This is a genomic window from Sphingomonas sp. Leaf25 (assembly GCF_001421635.1).
Lineage (GTDB): Bacteria > Pseudomonadota > Alphaproteobacteria > Sphingomonadales > Sphingomonadaceae > Sphingomonas.
In genome coordinates, this window is sequence record NZ_LMKU01000023.1 from 337,659 (window position 1) to 356,580 (window position 18,922).

Below are 18,922 nucleotides of genomic sequence, written 5' to 3' on the forward strand. Positions count from 1 at the left end.
GGGGAAATCATGAGCGATACCAATCTGGTCGTCGGCTATTCCGACGGCGACATCGAAACCAATCCCAGCGCCGGTCCGAGCCTGCACGATCTGGTCGAGCGGCGCTATTCGCGGCGGCAGGCGTTGCGCAACGGCGCGTCGACGGCGGCGGTCGCGGTGTTCGGCGGCTCGCTGCTCGCCGCGTGCGATGACAAGGGCGACGGGATCGACAACATCCCGCCGGTGGTCGGCGGTTCGTCGAGCGGGGCGACCAGCGGCGGCCGCGTCGTGACGCTGACCGGCATCGTGACCGACGATAACGCGATCGTTGCCCAAGCGTTCACGCAGGTATCCGGCCCGACGGTCGCGCTGGCGAACGCGAACACCGGCACCGCGACCTTCATCGCGCCCGCCGTCGCCGCGACGACCAACCTCGTCTTCCGCTATTCGGCGACCGACGTGAAGGGTGCGGCGAGCACGACCGACATCACCGTCGCCGTGTCGCCCGCGACATTGGGCTTCGCCGCCGTGGGCAAGAGCCTTGCTGATGCGCTGGTCGTTCCCGATGGCTATGACGCGACCGTGCTGTACCGGCTGGGCGATCCGCTGAACGCCGCGACCGCAGCCTATGCCAACAACGGCACCGACACCGGCTTTTCGGCGCGGGCGGGCGATCATCATGACGGCATGAGCTATTTCGGCCTCGCCGCCAGCGGCACCGCGCAGGACGCGACCAGCTCGACGCGCGGCGTGCTGGTGATGAACCACGAGAATATCTCGGAGCAGTATCTCCACCCCAATGGCGTGACGCTGACGAACGGCGTGCGGCCGACCGCCGAGGTGGTGAAGGAAATGGAGTGCCACGGCGTATCGGTGGTCGAAGTGACCCGCGCGTCGACCGGCGGCTGGAGCTATGTTCAGGGATCGGCGCTCAACCGGCGCATCACCCCCTATACCCCGACCAGCTTCAGCGGTCCGGTGCGCGGCAGCGCGCTGCTCTACACCGCCTATTCGACCGATGGCACCGCCGGGCGCGGCACGATCAACAACTGCGCCAACGGCCATATGCCGTGGGAAACCTACATGACCTGCGAGGAGAATTGGGCAGGCTATTTCCGGCGGGATGCGGGCGACAATGCCCGGCGTACGGCGGTGCTGGGCGCCCGGGCGGTGCAGGCGTTCACCCGCTATGGCCTGAACACCGGCAGCGGCGATGCCTTGCGCGCCGGCAACTATGGCTGGACCACGGCGGCCGAGCAGGTCGCGGGGCAGACGCTGATCCGCAAGTTCAACGCGACGCTCGACGTGAGCCAGCCGACCAACGGCACCGGCGACTTCCGCAACGAGCCGAACCAATATGGCTGGTGCGTCGAGATCGATCCCTATGATCCCGCCGCGACTCCGCGCAAGCGCACTGCGCTTGGCCGGATGAACCACGAAGGCGTGTGGCCGGGCCGGGTCTTCGCCGGCGTCCGCCCCGCCTTCTACATGGGCGACGATGCGCAGAACGAATATATCTACAAGTTCGTATCGGCCACGCCATGGGCGGCGGCGGATGCGGCGGCGACCAGCCGTCTGGCGACCGGTGACAAGTATCTCGATACCGGCACGCTCTATGTCGCGAAGTTCAATGCCGACGGGTCGGGCGAGTGGATCGCGCTGGTGTTCGGACAGAACGGCCTCAACGCTTCCAACCCGCTCTATGCCTTTGCCGATCAGGCCGATGTGCTGACCCATTGCCGGCTGGCCGGTGACGCGGTCGGCGCGACGCGGATGGACCGGCCCGAATGGACCGCCGTCAATCCCGCGACCGGCGAGATGTACTGCACGCTGACCAACAACTCGTCGCGCGCGCCGGGGCAGGTCGATGCCGCCAACCCGCGCTCGTACATCGATCCGCGCACCAACGGCACGCGCTCGACCGGCAATGCCAACGGTCATATCGTCCGCCTGCGCGAACGCGGCGACACGACCGAGGCGACGGCCTTCACGTGGGACGTCTATGCCTTCGGTGCCGGCGCGGACCTCGATCCGACCAACATCAACCTGTCGTCGCTCGACGCGACCAACGACTTCTCCAGCCCCGACGGGCTGTGGTTCGGTCGCGCGTCGAACGCATCGGGTCAGGTGACGCCGGTGCTGTGGATCCAGACCGACGACGGTGCCTATACCGACGTCACCAACTGCATGATGCTGGCGGCGATGCCGGGCAGCGTGGGCGATGGCGGCACGCGCACCATCACCAACACCGGCGTGTCGGCGACCAGCACCGCGACGACCCGCGTGGGCAAGGCACCGGGCACGACGCTGCGCCGCTTCTTGGTCGGCCCGGTCGGCTGCGAGATCACCGGTGTCGACTCCACGCCCGATGGCCGCTCGCTGTTCGTCAACATCCAGCACCCCGGCGAGAACGGCGACCTGTCGCGCAGCACCAGCATCTGGCCGGCGACGACGGCGGGCAGCCGTCCGCGGTCGGCGACCGTCGTGATTACCAAGAAAGACGGCGGCGTGGTCGCGCTGTAAGTATTTACCAATACAGCGAAAATGGACGGGCGGTGGTCGAGGGACCGCCGCCCGTTTTGTTGTGGCGCGCCGAGCGAGGTGCAGCGCAGCAGCACCGCGCCGCACTAGGTGCGCACGGCCGACGGCGCAGGGAGCGCCGTTCGACGGCACGGGCTTTGCCCGTGGCGCGGTTTGTCGCGCGTCCAAAGTTTACAAAGTTTACACTTGCGACGCATTTTTTGCGAATGGTTCGCAGAGTTTGCGTGTGGTCGAACCCGTTGCCGGAACCGCTGGCGGGGGCGTGCGCGGAGCGGTGGATCCCGGAACGGGTCCGGGGTGACAGTGTCGGGCTGGTCAGGGGGCGTGGCCGTTTCATAGGCGCTGCTCTGCGCCGGAACGGGGGGTGTAGGACAGAGGCGGCTGGCGGTTGATCCATCTTGCCCGACAACGTCGCTCCGGCGCAGACGGGGGCCTCCAGCGGTTTCTATCGCGCGCCACTTGCCGGAGATCCCAGCTTTCGCCGGGATGACGCGCGGGTCGATAGGGATGTATCGGCTGCTCGAGGCTCTCTCGTCACCCCGGACCTGTTCCGGGGTCCACGGCGCGGCGATCGGTGCGATTGAGCCTCGATCGACAGCATTCGCGGAGCAGTGGACCCCGGAACGGGTCCGGGGTGACGTCGGGGGTGGGGCGAGCGACCGCCCCCCTCAATAAATCCCGTCGATCTCCAGCGTCAGGCGCGGGGCGGGCGGGTTGAGGAGCAGGCTGCGCTTTTCGCCCTGCAACACTTCCTCGCCGCGCAGGCGGTCGTAGCGTGCCCTTGCCGCTGCCGAGGCGTCGGCGCCGTCGCGCAGGATGGTGGGTTTGAGGAACACGAACAGCGTGCGCTTCTCGCGGATTTCGCTGCGGCCCTTGAACAGTTCGCCGAGGATCGGGATGCTGCCGAGCACCGGCACCTGGCTGCGCACGCGGTTGTAATCATCGCTGGTCAGGCCGCCCAGCACGATCGTCTGGCCATTGTCGGCGAGGACCGTCGTGGTGGTCGAGCGCTTCTGGGTGATGAGGTCGGCGGCGGTGCTGAGCTGCGTCGCCGACAAGGCCGAGGCTTCCTGACTGACCTCCAGCCGGATCGTGTCGCCGGCGTTGATGCGCGGAATGACGCGCAGCGTGATGCCGACGTCCTTGCGCTCGATCGTGGTGTACGGATTGGCGGTGCCGTTGCCGGTCAGGATCGATCCGGTGACGAACGGCACTTCCTGCGCCACCACCAGTTCGCCCAGCTTGTTGTCGAGCGTGGTGATCTGCGGGGTCGAGAGCAGGTTCGCCTTGGTCGAGGTGCTGAGCGCCTGCACCAGAATCGAGAAGTCGTTGCCGATCGACACATTGCCGGTCAGCCCGCCGGTCAGCAGTCCGGCGGCGGGCACGCCCAGCAGGCTCAGGATCTGGCCGAGCGACGCGCCGGCGTTGCCGAACGAGGTGCCGACGCCACTCACCTGATTGAGCGCCGCGCCGGCGGTGCCGATCTGCACCGCGAGCTGTTCGGCGTCGCGGCCCGAAATCTCGACGATCGCGGCCTCGATCAGTACCTGCGGGCGGCGCACGTCGAGGTCGGGGATCAGCCGTTCGATCTGGGCGATGGCGGTGGGGGTGCCGCGCACGACGACCGCGTTGATGTCGGGCGCGGGCTGCACGGTGATGTCGGGGGTGGTGAAGCCCTGCGGCGTCTGGGTCGGCTGGTTCTGGCCGATCGTGGCGGTGCCGCCCGACGACGTGCCGCCGCCCGCCGCTGCCGCGAGCCCGGCGGCGCTCGCCCCGCCGTTGGCGATCAGGCCGGACAGCGCCGCACCGGCGTTGTTGCGCTGCGACATGGTCGACAGGCTGCGCGCGACCGGGTTGGAGGCGGATTGCTGCTGACCGAGGATGCCGCGCAGCACTTCGGTCACGCTTTCCGAATCGGCGTAGTTCAGCCGGAACACACGGGTCGCCATGCTGGCACTGCCGCCGCGCGCGTCGAGCGACTGGGCGATGCGGCGCGCCTCGGCGACGGCGGCCGGCGTGCCGCGCACGAGGATGGTGTTGCTGCGCGCATCGCCCGCGACGCGCGCGCCGCCTTCGCCCAGTACGCCCTGCATCGTTGTCGCGATGTCGGCGGCGTTGCCGTTCTGGAGCGTGATGGTGGTGAAGGTCGATCCGCCGCCGCCGTCGAGCGAGCGCGCGAGCGCCTCGATCCGGCGGACGTTGTCGGCATAGTCGGTGACGACGATGGCATTGGGCTGGGTCAGCGGCTCGACGCTGCCGAAGCTGGCGACGAGCGGACGGACGATCCGCGCGGCATCGGCCGAGGGGACGTTGGACAGGCGCACCATCCGCGTGGTGAGTTCCTGCCCGCTGACGCCGCGCGCACGCACCCCGCCGTCGCGCACCGCATTGGCCTGCGGAATGATCCGCCATGCCGCGCCCGACCGCACGGCGGCGAAGCCATTGGCGCGCAGCACCGACTGGAACAATTCCCACACCCCGGCGGGCGAGAGGGGTTCGGCCGACGTCACCGTCACCTGCCCCTTGACGCTCGGGTCGAGGATCAGCGTGCGGCCGGTAATGCGGCTGATCTGGTCGGCGACGTCGGCGATCTCGACGCCGCGCATGTTGACGACGATGTCGGCGGCCTGCGGCGCTTGCGCGAGGACCGGCGACAGGCTGGTCGCGGCGAGGGCGAGGATGGCGATACGGAGCGGGTGACGCACGGGAATAGCCTTAGCGAAGGGGAACGGTGACGGTGATCGGTTTGCCGTCGCGCAGGATGGTGACTTGTGCCTGCCCCGACGTACCGGCGCTGGCGATGGCGGCGTTGACCGCCGATGGGTCGGTCATGGCCGCGCCGTTGACCGACTGGACGACATCGCCGCTGCGCATGCCGGGCGGGGCATTGGCCCCGATCGCATAGCCGCCGGCGACCGGCGTGGCGTTGAGCCGCGAGAGGACGGCCTGCGCGGTCGGTGCCGGCGGGGCGGCGGGGGCACCGGAGGCGGGTTGCGCCGGGGCCGCGCCGGGGGCCGGGATCGCCTGTCCGAACGGATCGGGGAAGGCGAGGAATTCGAGCCGGCCGGCGTTGTTCAGAATGATGCGGTCGCGCCGGATCTCGGTGATCGCCGCCCCGGCCACGGCGTCGCCGACGCGGTAGGGTTTGGGCGGTTCGGCCCCGATCGCGACGAACGCGACCGACAGTTCGGCGGGGCGGGCGGAGACGACGCCCTTCAGCACCGCCTGGATCGTGGTGGCGACGGTGGCATCGGCGGCGGTCGGGCTGCCGAACGGGTTCCACGCGATGGCAGGCCCGGTGTCGACCACGACCGCGCGGGCGCGGGCGTCGGAGGGCAGGGTGATCGCGCCGCTGTCGGCGTGCCCCGCGATCCGCCAGACGAGCCCGGCTAAGGCGATCGCGACCGAGACGATGGCGACTCCGGCGAGGATGTCGAGCGCGCGGGTCGTGTCGCGCAGGCGGAGGCGTTCGATCACGATCATGCGCCGTCCCCGCGCAGGAAGCCGTCGAGCCGCGCGAGCGGGGCGCTTTCCCCGGCGGCCGCGACGGTGATCGTCACCCGGTCGAGATCGGGATCGGCGGTGGCCACGCGGCTCACCGCGACGTTCCAGTTGCGCCCGAGCATGTCCACCTGTTCGCCATTCGCCTCGGGCGTCCCTACTTCCAGATCGGCGAGCCGGTTTTCGGCCACCCACATCGCGATCGCACGCCGTTCGACGCCGCGGGTCGAATCGATATGCTGCTCGACCGCGCCGATCAGCCCTACCGTGGCGATCGCCAGTACCGCCAGCGCGACCATCGCCTCTATCAAAGAAAAGCCGGACTGGGCGGGGTTGCCCCCCTCCCTGCGAAGGGAGGGGTCGGGGGTGGGTTGGCCCGCGAGGAAACGCTGGCACCTGCCCCGGACCNCGACCCACCCCCAACCCCTCCCTTGTCAGGGAGGGGAGTCAATAAAGCTGGATGACCGGCCGTCACGACGCCACCTTCACCGCATGCGCGGTGATGCCGTCATAGTCGACCTGCCATGTCTGGTCGCCGCCGGTGATCGTCGCCGACAGCGGCTGGCCGGTGCCGTCGACGCCGAGGATCACCGGCGGGGCGACCGACAGCGTCATCGCCATGCCGCCGGGCAGTTTGTGGAACGCCAGCGCATCGTCGGTGCGCGGCACGAGACCCTTTGCCCCCATCTGCGCGAAGCCATAGCCGTGCGGTTCGATGGTGAAGGCGATCAACTGGTCGCCGAGCATCGCGTCGTCGGCCGCCGCCTGCAACCGCGTCGCCAGCCGCCGCGCCTCCGCCTCGACGTTGGGCGCGCGGGTGGCCGAGCCGATGCCGAGGCTGACCGCGCCCGCCGCCACGCCGATGATCGCGAGGACGATCAGCATTTCGATGAGCGTCATGCCGGACTGGGCGTGCTCCCTCGTCACTCCCGCGCAGGCGGGAGTCCATAGCCGCTGACGGTCGCGATTCATGCGCGACGCCGGCGTGTATGGATTCCCGCCTTCGCGGGAATGACGACCATGGGGTACGAGGCGATGGGCGTCGCTCAGCGTGTCGTGCCGTCAATATCGGCGTCGAGGTCGGTGCCGCCGGGCTTGCCGTCCTTGCCGAGCGACTTGATCGCGAAGCGTCCGCCGGTCGATTCGTAGACATACGGGTTGCCCCACGGGTCCTGCGGCATCTGCGACAGATAGCCGTCGGGCGGATAGGCACCGGGGACCGGCGGCTGCGAAGGCTTTTCGACCAGCGCCTTCAGCCCCTGCGTCGTCGTCGGGTAATCGCCGTTGTCGAGCCGGTACATTTTCAGCGCGGCGGAGATCGACTTGATGTCGGTGCCCGCCGTCGTCACCCGCGCCTGATCGGGGCGGTTGATGACGTTGGGGACGATCAGGGCGGCGACCAGCGCGATGATCGCCAGCACGACGATCATCTCGACCAGCGTCAGGCCAGCCTCACGGTCAGGGACAGAAACCTTGCGGGCGGCGGGGTTCGCGGCCAAGGTGTCACGAAACTTTCGGAATATGATGCGCATCCACGCCCCAATGCGTCCCCACGATGAAGCCATTGTGACAATCGAACCCGCCCCCGCCGGTCCGGCCGCCGGCGTGTGGGCGATCGCCGGCGGCCGCGCCATAGTAGTCGATGCCGCCGGACCCGCAACCTTGCTCGTGCCGAGCGAGTCGGTGTTGCTGCTCGGCGTCGACCTGCCGCTGCCCAGTCGGGCGAAGCGGCTGGCGGCGCTGCCCTTCGCGATCGAGGACCGAATCGCCGATCCGATCGACGCGGTGCATCTGGTGCTGGGCGGGGCGATCGGCGACAAACGCTATCTGGTCGCGGTGGTGCGCCATGCGGTGATGGCCGAATGGATCGCGATTGCGGAGGCCGCCGGGATCGGCGGGGCGGCGTTCGTGCCCGACGCGCTGGTGCTGCCGGCCCCGGTCGAGGGGTGGAGCGTCGATCTGCGCGACGGTCGTGCGCTGGTGCGGGCGGCCGATGGCACCGCCTTCGCCATGGGGCAGGCGATGCTGGTCGCGGCGTGGAGCGCGGCAGGCAAGCCGGCAGTGCAGGCGAGCGGCGATCCGCTGCCGGAAGCGATGGCGGGGCAGGGCAGCGCCTTTCCCGCCGCCGCGCTGCCCGAACGGGTCGCGGCGGCGCCGATCGATCTGCGGCAGGGCATCTATGCCCGGCGGCGTGGGCCGTTGCCCAGCACCGCGCGCAAGGTGGCGATGATCCTTGGGCTCGCCGCGCTGGCGCATGGCGTGATCGGCATCGCCGATACGCTGATGCTCCAGCGGATCGCCGAACGGCGACAGGCGGCGCTCCAGCAACTAGTCGTGACGACCGCGCCCGGCGTTCCCACCGGCGGCGATGATTTCGCGACGCGGGTCGCCGATCTGTTGCCGCGCGCCAATGGCACCAACCGTTTCGTGCCGCTGCTGTCGCGGGTCGGTGGCGCGTTGACGCCGATCGGCGCGACGCTGATCGTACGCGGCATGACGTTCGAGGGGAATGCGCTGACCATCGAGTGCGAATCGCCCGAGACCGGCATGGCCGACCGGGTCCGCGCCGCGTTGTCGGCCGCCGGTATCGCCGCGCAGGTCGCGAACGGCCCCGGCGGGGCCTTGCGCATCGTGGCGAGGGGGGCATGATCGTGGTGCGACGCAATGCCCGGATCGAGGCGGCGCTCGCCCGGTTTGACGGCTGGTGGCAGGGGCTGACCGGCCGTGAGCGGGTGCTGGTCGGCACGTTGGCGGTGCTGATCGCCGGCACGGTGCTGGTGTATGGCGTGGTGAAGCCGGTACAGGCGGCGCGCGCGCAGGCCCGCGCCGACATCCGCCAGGCCGAGACGCTGATGGCGCGCATCCGCGCCGCCGGGCGGCTGGAGGCGGCACCACAGACGGTCGCCGCCGGCCCGCCGCAGACGATCATCACCAACGCCGCCGCCGTGCAGCAACTGCAACCGGCGATCGCGCTCGGCGCCACGGGGATCACCGCGACGCTGACCGATGCGCCTTATCCGGCGGTGGTGACGTGGCTGAGCGAGGTCGCCCGCACCAGCACGATCGGGATCGAGCGGGTGGCGATGCAGCGTGGATCGGCATCGGGCCGCGTCAACGCCACGATCGGATTCCGCCCATGACCGACACGTTGTTGCGCGCCGAACTGGTCCGGCTGCCCTATGGCTATGCCCGGAAAGGCGGCGTGCTGATCCGGCTGGGTAGCGCAGGCATGGAGTGCCTCCACCGCGCCGATGCGACGCTCGATGCGATGCTGGAGGTGCAGCGGGTGGCACCCGGCGTGCCGTTCGTGGCGGTCGCCGACGCGGCGTTCGATGCCGCGTTGCAGGCGAGCTATGGCGGCAGCGCCACCACCGCCGCCGACATCGAACTGGCCGAAACCGATCTGGCGGCATTGGCCGACAGCGCGGCGGCGGTCGACGATCTGCTCGACGCGCGCGACGATTCGCCGGTCATCCGCCTCATTAACGCGCTGCTGCTCGAAGCGATCAAGGAAGGCGCGTCCGACGTGCATGTCGAGACGCAGGAAAAGCGCCTCGTCGTCCGCTTCCGCATCGATGGCGTGCTGCGTGACATCGTCGAGCCGCCGCGCGCGCTGGCGCCGCTGCTGGTCAGCCGGATCAAGGTGATGGCCAAGCTCGACATCGCCGAGCGGCGCACGCCGCAGGACGGGCGCGTCACGCTGCGCATCGGCGGGCATGACGTCGATGCGCGGGTTTCGACCATGCCGACCCAGCATGGCGAGCGGGTGGTGCTGCGCCTGCTCGAGCGCGGCGGCATGATGCTCGATCTGGGCGGTCTCGGCATGTCCGAGCGCGACGAGAGCGTGTTCGGGCGGCTGCTCGAACGCCCGCACGGGCTGTTGCTGGTGACGGGGCCGACGGGGTCGGGCAAGACGACGACGCTCTATACCGCGCTGACCCGGCTCAATGATCGCCGGCGCAACGTGATGACGGTCGAGGACCCGATCGAGTACGAACTGTCGGGGATCGCGCAGACGCAGGTCAATCCGCGCACCGACATGACCTTCGCACGCGGGCTGCGAGCGATTCTGCGGCAGGATCCCGACGTCATCATGGTCGGCGAAATCCGCGATCAGGAGACGGCGCAGACGGCGGTGCGATCGTCGATGACCGGGCATTTCGTGCTGTCGACGCTCCACACCAATACCGCGATCGGATCGGTCACGCGGCTGATCGACATGGGGGTCGAGCGGTATCTACTGGCGCCGATGCTGGTCGGGCTGGTCGCGCAGCGGCTGGTGCGGCGGCTGTGCCGCGAATGCGCGTGGCAGGACCGCGCGACCGAGGCGGACAGCGTGTTGCTGGGCGGGGCGATCAAGCCGGGCAAGAAGCTGTGGCGCAAGGGCGGGTGCGAGGCATGCCATAACGAGGGCTATCGCGGGCGGGCCGGGCTGTACGAGGTCGTGGCGGTCGACGACCGGTTGCAGGCGATGATTCACAACGGCGTGGCCGAAGCCGAACTGGAACGCGCCGCGCGGCTGACCAATCCCGCGCTGCTCGACGACGGCGTCGCCAAGGTGAAGGCCGGCATCACCACCGTCGAGGAGGTCGCGCGCGTCGTGCGCGACGAGGCGTGACGATGGCGCGCTATGTCCCGTCACTCCCGCGAAGGCGGGAGTCCATACACGCTGCCGTATCGGCTGGAGTCGTGGCGTCAGCGTGTATGGATTCCCGCCTTCGCGGGAATGACGGACGGTTTATAGGGGCGGCCGGGCAATGACCGCCTATGCCTATCGCGCGGCGTCGCGCAGCGGGGCGACCGTCAAGGGCGTGATCGAAGCGTCGAGCCCCGCCGCCGCCCGCGCGGCCTTGCGCGAACGCGGCGAATTGCCGCTGTCGGTGGAGGAAGCGGCGGAGAAGGGGCCGAAGCTGGGCGGCGTCCAGTTGCCCCGGCTGTTCCGGCGCGGCGTGTCGTCCAAGGCGCTGGCGACATTGACGCGACAGATTTCGACGCTGGTCGGGTCGGACATTTCGATCGAGGAATCGCTGCGCATCGTCGCCGGACAGGCCGACAATGCGGCGGTCGAGGCGTTGCTGCTCGACGTGCGTGCCGCGATCCTCGACGGACGCAGTTTCGCGCAGGGGCTGGCGCGGCACCCCAAGGCGTTCCCGGAATTCTATCGCGCCTCGGTGGCGGCGGGCGAACAATCGGGGCGGCTGCCCGACGTGCTCAGTCACCTCGCCAATTTCGTCGAGACGCGGCAGGCCAATGGCCAGAAGATGCAGTTGGCGCTGATGTATCCGGCGCTGCTCGCCACCGTTAGTTTCGGCATGATGGTGTTGCTGATGGTCTATGTCGTGCCCGACATCGTCCGGGTGTTCGTGTCGCGCGGGGCGGAACTGCCGTTCCTGACGCGGGCGCTGATCGCGCTGTCGGCGTTCATCCAGAACTACGGGCTGTATGTCGCGATCGGGGGGCTGGTGCTGGTGCTGGTTGGTGCGCGCTGGTGGAAGGTGCCGGGCAACCGGCTGCGGCTCGACCGGCGGCTGGCGACGCGCGCACCGTTCCGCCGCTTCAGCCGGCAGCACAATGCCGCGCGCTTCGCCGGGAGTCTTGCGACCTTGGTCGGCAGCGCGGTGCCGCTGGTCGAGGCGCTGCACGCCGCCGCCGCCGTCACCCCTAACCGCTTCGTGCGCGACAAGGCGCTGACCGTCGCCGCGCGGGTGCGCGAGGGGCTGAGCTTGCGCGCGGCGATGGCGGAGGCGGAAATCTTTCCGTCGATGCTGGTCGCGATCGTCGCCTCGGGCGAGACGTCGGGGCGGCTGGCCCCTGCGCTCGACCGCGCGTCGGGCGAGCTGGAGCGCGAGCTGGACGCGCTGGTCGCGACGCTCGTCGCGCTGGTCGAACCGATGGTGCTGTTGCTGATGGGCGGGCTGGTGCTGATGATGGTGCTGGCGATCCTGTTGCCGATCATCAACCTCAACAATCTGGTGACGATCTGAGCGCCATCGATATTGGCGCGCGTCCGGTAAAGCTTCGTCATTCCCGCGCAGGCGGGAATCCATAAACGCTGGCGTTTCGGTTCTATCGGTGAGGTCAGCGTGTATGGACTCCCGCCTGCGCGGGAGTGACGACGGGATCGATGGCTGCCGATGGTGGCACCACCCCCGGTTCGCGTGACGCCGCGCGACCTGCTACCGCCGCCTCACCGCTTGCAAATCAAGGAATTGCCCGTGACCGATCTCGCCCGCATCGTCGCCGAGGTGACGGAGGAGATCACCGCCAACGCCGCGACGATCGAAAAGGCCGCCGCGCCCGACCTCGACTATGGTCCCGACTGGTTCGCCATGGCGGTGGCGACCGCCGACGGTGCGGTGCATCACGGCGGCTATGCGCATATCCGCTTTCCGCTCCAGAGCATCGCCAAGGTCTTCGCGCTGGAACTGGCGTTCGAGGCGGTCGGCGACGGGGTGTTCGACCGCGTCGGGCGCGAGCCGTCGGGCGATCCGTTCAATTCGATCGTCGACCTCGAACGCAACAAGGGCGTGCCGCGCAATCCGTTCATCAACGCCGGCGCGCTGGTGGTATGCGACATCCTTGCCGAGCATCACGGCGGCGATCCCCGCACCGTCGTCGATTTCGTCGGGCGCGAGGCGGGGGTGGCGCATGTCGTGCTGAACGACGACGTGCTGGCGACCGCGCGCGACAGCGGCGACCTGAACCGGGCGATGATGAGCTTCGCCAAACATCACGGCAATCTGCGCTGCGCCATCGATACGGTGATGGAAGGCTATGCCCATCAATGCGCGATCGAACTCGACTGCCGCGCGCTGGCGAAGGCCGGGCTGTTCCTCAGCCGCACCGCGCGGACCGGCGATGAGGGCGACGACGCGCGCGCCAAGCGGATGCGGCGCGTGCTGTCGCTGATGATGACCAGCGGGCAGTATGACGGATCGGGCGACTTCGCCTACCGCGTCGGCCTGCCCGCCAAGAGCGGGGTGGGCGGCGGCATCCTCGCCATCGTGCCGCAGGTCGCGTCGATCGCCGTGTGGTCGAACAACCTCGACCGGCACGGCAATTCGATCCTCGGCGTTCGCGCGCTGGAGCTGCTGGCGGACAAGGCCGACTGGTCGGTGTTCGGATAGGCGGCGTTACTGCCCCGCCGCGCCCGGCCCCAGCAGGTCGAGCACCGCCGCGGTCATCGCGATCGTGCCGGTGACGATCGCCGGTTCCGGGGCGACCTTGAACAGCGGCGAATGGTGCGAGGGCACCGCCGGCCCGCCGTTCTGCGCCGCCAGGATGTCGCGGGCAGGGGTGCCGCCGACCGCGAAATAATAGCCCTTCACCCGCGTGTCGGGCTGGACATAGGCGGCGAAATCCTCCGCGCCCATGCCGGTCTGTTCGAACGGCACGACATTACCCGCGCCCAGCGTCGTCGCCATCACCGCGTTCAACCGCCGGGCGAGCGCGGCGTCGTTGATCGTCGTCGGCGTACCCTCGATCACCTTCACCACCGGCATCCTGTCCGCCGGCATGCCGTTCAGCGTGCCGATGCCGGCCGCCACGCGGCGGATGCCGTCGAGCAACTGCTTGCGCGTCGCCTCGTCATTGGCGCGCACCGTCACCTGCAACTTCGCCTCGTCGCTGATGATGTTGTGTTTCAGGCCCGAATGGAACGAGCCGACGGTGATGACGCCGGGTTCGAGCGGCTGACGTTCGCGGCTGATGAGGCCCTGCAATGCGATCACGAGCTGCGACGCCATGTAAACCGGGTCCTTGCCGGCATGCGGGCTGGCCCCGTGCGCGCCGATGCCGGGGACGGTGATGTCGACCGAATCGGACGACGAATACTGGATGCCCTCCGATGCCGAGACCTTCCCGGTCGGCAGGCCGGCGGCGACGTGGAACGCCAGCGCATAATCGGGCCTCGCGAAGCGCGAGTAGAGGCCGTCGGCGAGCATCGCCTTGGCGCCGCCGACGCGCTCCTCGGCGGGCTGGACGATGAACACCACCGTGCCCTTCCACCGGTCCTTCAGCGCGGCCAGCCGGCGGGCGGTGCCGACCAGCGACGTGATGTGCGTGTCGTGGCCGCAGGCGTGCATCACCGGCGCCTCGACCCCGTCGACGCCGACCTGCCGCGCCTTGCTGGCGTTGGGCAGGCCCGATTTTTCCTCGACCGGCAGGCCGTCCATGTCGGCGCGGACCAGGACGGTCGGGCCGGCACCGTTCCTCAATACCGCGACGACGCCGGTGCCGCCGACGCCCGGCGTCACCACCATGCCGGGGACGGCGCGCAGCTCGGTCGCCATGCGCTCGGCGGTCTTGACCTCCTTGAACGACAGTTCGGGGTTGCGGTGGAACCAGTCCCACATCTGCCCCAGCGACGCCTGATAATCGGTGCGCACCGCGCCTGCCCAGTCGGGTTCGGCGGCGGCGGGCGTGGCGGCGAGCAGGCAGGCGGCGGTGGCGATGAGCTTGCGCATGATGTGGGTCCCCTTTGGGTGCGCAGGCTATCGGCTTTGTCCGTGGTGTCGAGGGGGTTTTGGTTCACGCGAAGGCGCGAAGGCGCGAAGGGCGCGAAGAAGGTTTGGTTCACGCGGAGGCGCGGAGGCGCGGAGGAAGAAGTAGAAGGGTTGTTCGCGCAGAGGCGCAGAGGCGCAGAGGCGCGGAGGAGGTTGTACTTGCGGAACGGCGGTGCGGCTTGGAACCGGTGGAATGTCTCCCGCCGGATAGCGTCATGCCAGCGCAGGCTGGCATCTCCCGCGGCGAGGCGCGCGCTCTACGACCGGGAGACCCCAGCCTGCGCTGGGGTGACGATGATGGTGGGGCGGATGCTTGCCGATCACGCAACCCCTCCGCGTCTCCGCGCCTCCGCGTGAACCCAACCTCCTTCTTCGCGCCCTTTGCGCCTTCGCGTGAAACACACTCCCGACACCGAGGCAGATGTTGCCGTCCCGTTCCGCGTCACCCATATTCCGGCGCATGGCGATCACGATCCGCACCGACCTGTCCGAGCCCGAAACCGGACAGACCTTCATCCCCCACCGGCCCAGCCGGCCGGCGAAGGTCGACGCCGGCAAGCGGTTCGTCATCAAGTCCGACTACGAACCCGCCGGCGACCAGCCGACCGCGATCCGCGAATTGGTCGCGGCGGCGCGGGCGGGGGAGCGCGATCAGGTGCTGCTGGGCGTCACCGGTTCGGGCAAGACCTTCACCATGGCCAAGACGATTGAGGAGCTGCAACGCCCCGCGCTGATCCTCGCGCCCAACAAAATCCTTGCCGCGCAGCTTTATGGCGAGATGAAGTCGTTCTTTCCCGACAATGCCGTCGAATATTTCGTCAGCTATTACGACTATTACCAGCCCGAAGCCTATGTCGCGCGGTCGGACACCTATATCGAAAAGGAAAGCTCGACCAACGAGGCGATCGACCGGATGCGCCATTCCGCTACCCGGTCGCTGCTGGAACGCGACGATGTCATCATCGTCGCGTCGGTGTCGTGCCTCTACGGCATCGGATCGGTCGAAACCTATTCGGCAATGATCTTCGACCTGAAGAAAGGTGACGTGGTCGACCAGCGCGAGATCGTGCGCAAGCTGGTCGCGCTGCAATACAAGCGCAACGATGCCGCGTTCCAGCGCGGCAATTTCCGCGTGCGCGGCGACAGCCTCGAACTGTTCCCGTCGCATTATGACGACAGCGCGTGGCGCATCACCTTCTTCGGCGACGACATCGAGGAGATTACCGAATTCGATCCGCTGACCGGCAAGAAGGTCGCGAACCTCAATTCGATCCGGGTCTATGCCAATTCGCACTATGTGACGCCCGGCCCGACGCTGAAACAGGCGGGCGAGGCGATCAAGCACGAGTTGGCCGAGCGGCTCAAGGAACTGGTGATCGAGGGCAAGCTGCTAGAGGCGCAGCGGCTGGAGCAACGCACCAACTTCGACCTCGAGATGATCGCCGCCACCGGTAGCTGCGCGGGGATCGAGAATTACAGCCGCTTCCTGACCGGCCGCCTGCCCGGCGAACCGCCGCCCACGTTGTTCGAATATCTGCCCGAAAGCGCGCTGCTGTTCGTCGACGAAAGCCACCAGACGATCGGCCAGATCAACGGCATGTCGCGCGGCGATCACCGGCGCAAGATCACGCTGGCCGAGTACGGCTTCCGCCTGCCCTCGGCGATCGACAACCGGCCGCTCCGCTTCAACGAATGGGACGCGATGCGCCCGCAGACCGTCTGCGTATCGGCAACGCCGGGCAGTTGGGAAATGGAGCAGACCGGCGGCGTGTTCAGCGAACAGGTCATCCGCCCGACCGGCCTCATCGATCCGCCGATCACGATCCGCCCGGTCGAGGAACAGGTCGACGATCTGATCCACGAGGCGAAGGAGACGGCGAAGAACGGCTATCGCACGCTCGTCACGACGCTGACCAAGCGCATGGCCGAGGATCTGACCGAGTTCATGCACGAGGCGGGCCTGAAGGTCCGCTACATGCACAGCGATGTCGAGACGCTCGAGCGGATCGAGCTGATCCGCGACCTGCGCATGGGCGTGTACGATGTGCTGGTCGGCATCAACCTGCTGCGCGAGGGATTGGACATTCCCGAGTGCGGGTTGGTCGCGATCCTTGATGCCGACAAGGAAGGGTTTTTGCGCAGCGAAACCTCGCTCATCCAGACGATCGGCCGCGCGGCGCGCAACGTCGACGGGCGGGTGATCCTCTATGCCGATCGCATGACCGGCAGCATGGAACGCGCCATCGCCGAAACCGACCGCCGGCGTGAGAAGCAGCGCGAATATAACGAAGCGCACGGCATCACGCCCACGACGATCAAGCGCCAGATCGGCGACATCATCGCCGACGTCGCCTCGCGCGATCAGGTGACGGTGGAGATCGACGACGACGGCCCGCGCCACATGGTCGGCCACAATCTGCGCAGCTATATCGAAAGCCTCGAAAAGCAGATGCGCGAGGCGGCGGCGAACCTCGAATTCGAGACGGCGGGGCGGCTGCGCGACGAGATCCGCAGCCTCGAGAACGAGGAACTCGGCCTGCCCGCGTCCGAACACAAGGCGCCGATCATGGGCCGGTCGAACGAGGGCAAGCCCGGCACGCGCAAGACGCACTATGGCAAGCAGAAGGCGATGCGCATGGCCGGCGGCGGCGGGCGGGGGCGGTAGGAGCGGTCGGCGTTCGCCCGGAATGCCAGCAATTGCTCCCCTCCGTGGAAGGGAGGGGCCGGGGGTGGGTCGGCCGGTTGTGGAAAGCGTACCTTCCCTCGCGGACCTACCCCCCCCCCNCCTACCCACCCCCAACCCCTCCCTTGTCAGGGAGGGGAGAAACCGACGGTCATCCAGCGTGACCACCAATCATCGTTACTTCCGACAACGCTGGACAATCGCCGCCCTCCGCGTCACGTTCCGCGCAAAACAACTGGAGGGGATTTCATGCGCCACACCATTGCCACCGCGCTCGCGCTCGCGCTGACGCTTGCCACCAGTGCCGCCGCCCAGCCCAAACCGCGCTATGCGCCGGCACCTGCCGCCGTGCCCGCGAAGGGTGCCGCGTTGAAGCTCGGCAAGTGCATCAATCTGTCGAACATGCTCGAAGCGCCGACCGAAACCGCATGGGGCCGCGCGTTCCGCGACGACGACATGACCCGGATCAAGGCGAAGGGCTTCACCGGGCTGCGGTTGCCAGTGCGCTTCTCGGCGCATGCCGATGCGAAGCCGCCCTATGCGATCGATCCCGCCTTCCTGCAGCGGGTGCGGCATATCGTCGACCTTGCCACCGCCAACGGCATCGCGGTGATCGTCGACATGCACCATTATGAGGAGCTGTTCACCGATCCCAAGGGGCAGGCGCCGCGCTTCGCCGCGCTGTGGCGACAGGTCGCGCAGGAATTTCGGACCGCGCCCGACAGCGTCTATTTCGAGCTTATCAACGAACCGCACGACAAGCTGGGTGCCGACAATCTGTTGTCGGTGCTGACCCCGGCGTTGAAGGCGGTGCGCGAGAGCAATCCGACGCGGCCGGTGGTGATTGATGGTCCCGAATGGGCCGGGCTGGACGCGATGCTGACCTCGCCCTTCCCCGACGATCCCCATGTCGTGCCGACGTTCCATTTCTACGATCCGCCCAATTTCGGGCTGGACAAGGCCGACTGGCTGACCCCGAAGGTCAAGGAAACCTATGGCGACAAGCAGGATCTGGCGCAGCTCGACGCGGCGATCGCCAAGGTCGCGGCCTATGTGAAACGCACCGGGCGCGTGCCGTTCGTCGGCGAATATGGCGCGTGGGAAGGGCGGTCGGCGGACCAGCGCGCGCGCTATTATCCGATCGTCAGCACCGCATGGGCCTCGGCCGGCATCCAGAGCTGCGCATGGGGCTATACCAACACGTTCCAGCTCTATCGCGACGACACCGGCTGGCTGGATGCCGCGGTCGACCGGATCGCCAGCCCGATCATGCGCTGAAATCTCAGTCGGGCGGATTGAGTCCGAACAGCCGGTCGACCAGCCGCTGGACGACTGGCACGACCACCAGCGACACCGGAAAGGCGGTGGCGAAGCCGATCGGCGCGCCTTGCGCGAACGCCCCCCAGAACTGGTCGGGGCCGACCCGCACCAGCGCGCCGACCGCCCCGATCAGCGTGGAAAATATCACTCCGTTGATCGCCGAGGCGACCAGCCGGTAGCGCAGCCGCGATCGGGTCTGGACGGTGGCGTGGGCGCGTTCGGCGGCGGGGGCGTGCGACATGGCCGGCAGAGCGGTCGATCGGTAGTGGTGGTTCCGTGTCCGTACCCGACGGGCGCGGCGCGGCATGGCTCGTTTTCCCGCTGACAGCCGCGCCGCGCTATGTCACAAGCAATAATATTACGCGGGATTGAGTCGGCGACAGACCGGACGGGC

General features: G+C 68.5%; 15 protein-coding genes. 8 read left to right on the forward strand and 7 right to left on the reverse strand.

Translation table 11 applies throughout. The features are described from left to right. Window positions 1-9 precede the first annotated feature (9 nt). Window positions 10-2,502, forward strand: a complete 2,493-nt coding sequence (locus ASE78_RS09285) for a PhoX family protein (protein ID WP_056496457.1) — start codon at window positions 10-12, stop codon at window positions 2,500-2,502. A gap of 686 nt (window positions 2,503-3,188) precedes the next feature. On the opposite strand, the gene gspD is transcribed toward ASE78_RS09285, so the two are convergent. The 5 genes from gspD to gspG all read right to left on the reverse strand — a co-directional run bounded on the left by gspD (window position 3,189) and on the right by gspG (window position 7,520). Beyond that, window positions 3,189-5,225 carry a type II secretion system secretin GspD gene (gene gspD, locus ASE78_RS09290; RefSeq protein WP_056496016.1) on the reverse strand — a complete coding sequence of 679 codons (2,037 nt, stop codon included), beginning with the start codon at window positions 5,223-5,225 and terminating at the stop codon, window positions 3,189-3,191. 10 nt (window positions 5,226-5,235) lie between these two features. Continuing rightward, complete coding sequence (locus ASE78_RS09295; RefSeq protein ID WP_156351386.1) at window positions 5,236-6,003, reverse strand: type II secretion system protein N; 768 nt, start codon at window positions 6,001-6,003, stop codon at window positions 5,236-5,238. Beyond that, window positions 6,000-6,429 (reverse strand): type II secretion system minor pseudopilin GspI (gspI, locus tag ASE78_RS09300; RefSeq protein ID WP_268795706.1); only part of this gene is annotated, 430 nt, incomplete at its 5' end. The genes gspI and ASE78_RS09295, both read right to left, overlap by 4 nt. Window positions 6,430-6,492: 63 nt before the next feature. Then, window positions 6,493-6,993, reverse strand: coding sequence for a prepilin-type N-terminal cleavage/methylation domain-containing protein (locus ASE78_RS09305; RefSeq protein WP_268795707.1), 501 nt, complete (start codon window positions 6,991-6,993; stop codon window positions 6,493-6,495). A 74-nt stretch (window positions 6,994-7,067) separates the two neighbouring features. After that, window positions 7,068-7,520, reverse strand: coding sequence for a type II secretion system major pseudopilin GspG (gspG, locus tag ASE78_RS09310; RefSeq protein WP_268795708.1), 453 nt, complete (start codon window positions 7,518-7,520; stop codon window positions 7,068-7,070). 67 nt (window positions 7,521-7,587) lie between these two features. On the opposite strand from gspG, the gene gspL reads away from it, so the two are divergent. From gspL to glsA, 5 genes are all read left to right on the forward strand, one after another. Beyond that, the gene (gene gspL, locus ASE78_RS09315; RefSeq protein WP_162236483.1) at window positions 7,588-8,670 is read left to right on the forward strand and encodes a type II secretion system protein GspL; all 1,083 of its coding nucleotides are present in this window, start codon (window positions 7,588-7,590) and stop codon (window positions 8,668-8,670) included. Further along, window positions 8,667-9,161: a type II secretion system protein GspM gene (gene gspM / locus ASE78_RS09320; protein ID WP_056496022.1), complete on the forward strand. Its 495-nt coding sequence runs from the start codon at window positions 8,667-8,669 to the stop codon at window positions 9,159-9,161. Before gspL ends, gspM begins: the two co-directional genes overlap by 4 nt. After that, the gene (locus tag ASE78_RS09325) at window positions 9,158-10,639 is read left to right on the forward strand and encodes a GspE/PulE family protein (RefSeq protein ID WP_056496025.1); all 1,482 of its coding nucleotides are present in this window, start codon (window positions 9,158-9,160) and stop codon (window positions 10,637-10,639) included. Before gspM ends, ASE78_RS09325 begins: the two co-directional genes overlap by 4 nt. A gap of 139 nt (window positions 10,640-10,778) precedes the next feature. After that, window positions 10,779-12,005, forward strand: coding sequence for a type II secretion system F family protein (locus tag ASE78_RS09330; protein ID WP_056496029.1), 1,227 nt, complete (start codon window positions 10,779-10,781; stop codon window positions 12,003-12,005). A gap of 231 nt (window positions 12,006-12,236) precedes the next feature. After that, window positions 12,237-13,148 (forward strand): glutaminase A, encoded by a 912-nt coding sequence (gene glsA, locus ASE78_RS09335; RefSeq protein ID WP_235514966.1) that lies wholly within the window; start codon window positions 12,237-12,239, stop codon window positions 13,146-13,148. 6 nt (window positions 13,149-13,154) lie between these two features. On the opposite strand, the gene ASE78_RS09340 is transcribed toward glsA, so the two are convergent. Continuing rightward, window positions 13,155-14,486, reverse strand: coding sequence for an amidohydrolase (locus ASE78_RS09340; RefSeq protein WP_056496031.1), 1,332 nt, complete (start codon window positions 14,484-14,486; stop codon window positions 13,155-13,157). Window positions 14,487-14,985: 499 nt separating this feature from the next. Between ASE78_RS09340 and uvrB the strand changes: the two genes are divergently transcribed. Then, window positions 14,986-17,190 (forward strand): excinuclease ABC subunit UvrB, encoded by a 2,205-nt coding sequence (gene uvrB, locus ASE78_RS09345; RefSeq protein ID WP_056496033.1) that lies wholly within the window; start codon window positions 14,986-14,988, stop codon window positions 17,188-17,190. Between the two features lie 267 nt (window positions 17,191-17,457). Further along, window positions 17,458-18,486 (forward strand): glycoside hydrolase family 5 protein, encoded by a 1,029-nt coding sequence (locus ASE78_RS09350; RefSeq protein ID WP_235514967.1) that lies wholly within the window; start codon window positions 17,458-17,460, stop codon window positions 18,484-18,486. Window positions 18,487-18,490: 4 nt separating this feature from the next. Here the strand turns inward: ASE78_RS09350 and ASE78_RS09355 are convergent, their stop codons facing one another. Further along, a complete protein-coding gene (locus ASE78_RS09355) occupies window positions 18,491-18,769 on the reverse strand; it encodes a DUF2798 domain-containing protein (protein WP_056496036.1) in 279 nt (92 codons plus the stop codon). Window positions 18,770-18,922: the final 153 nt, after the last annotated feature.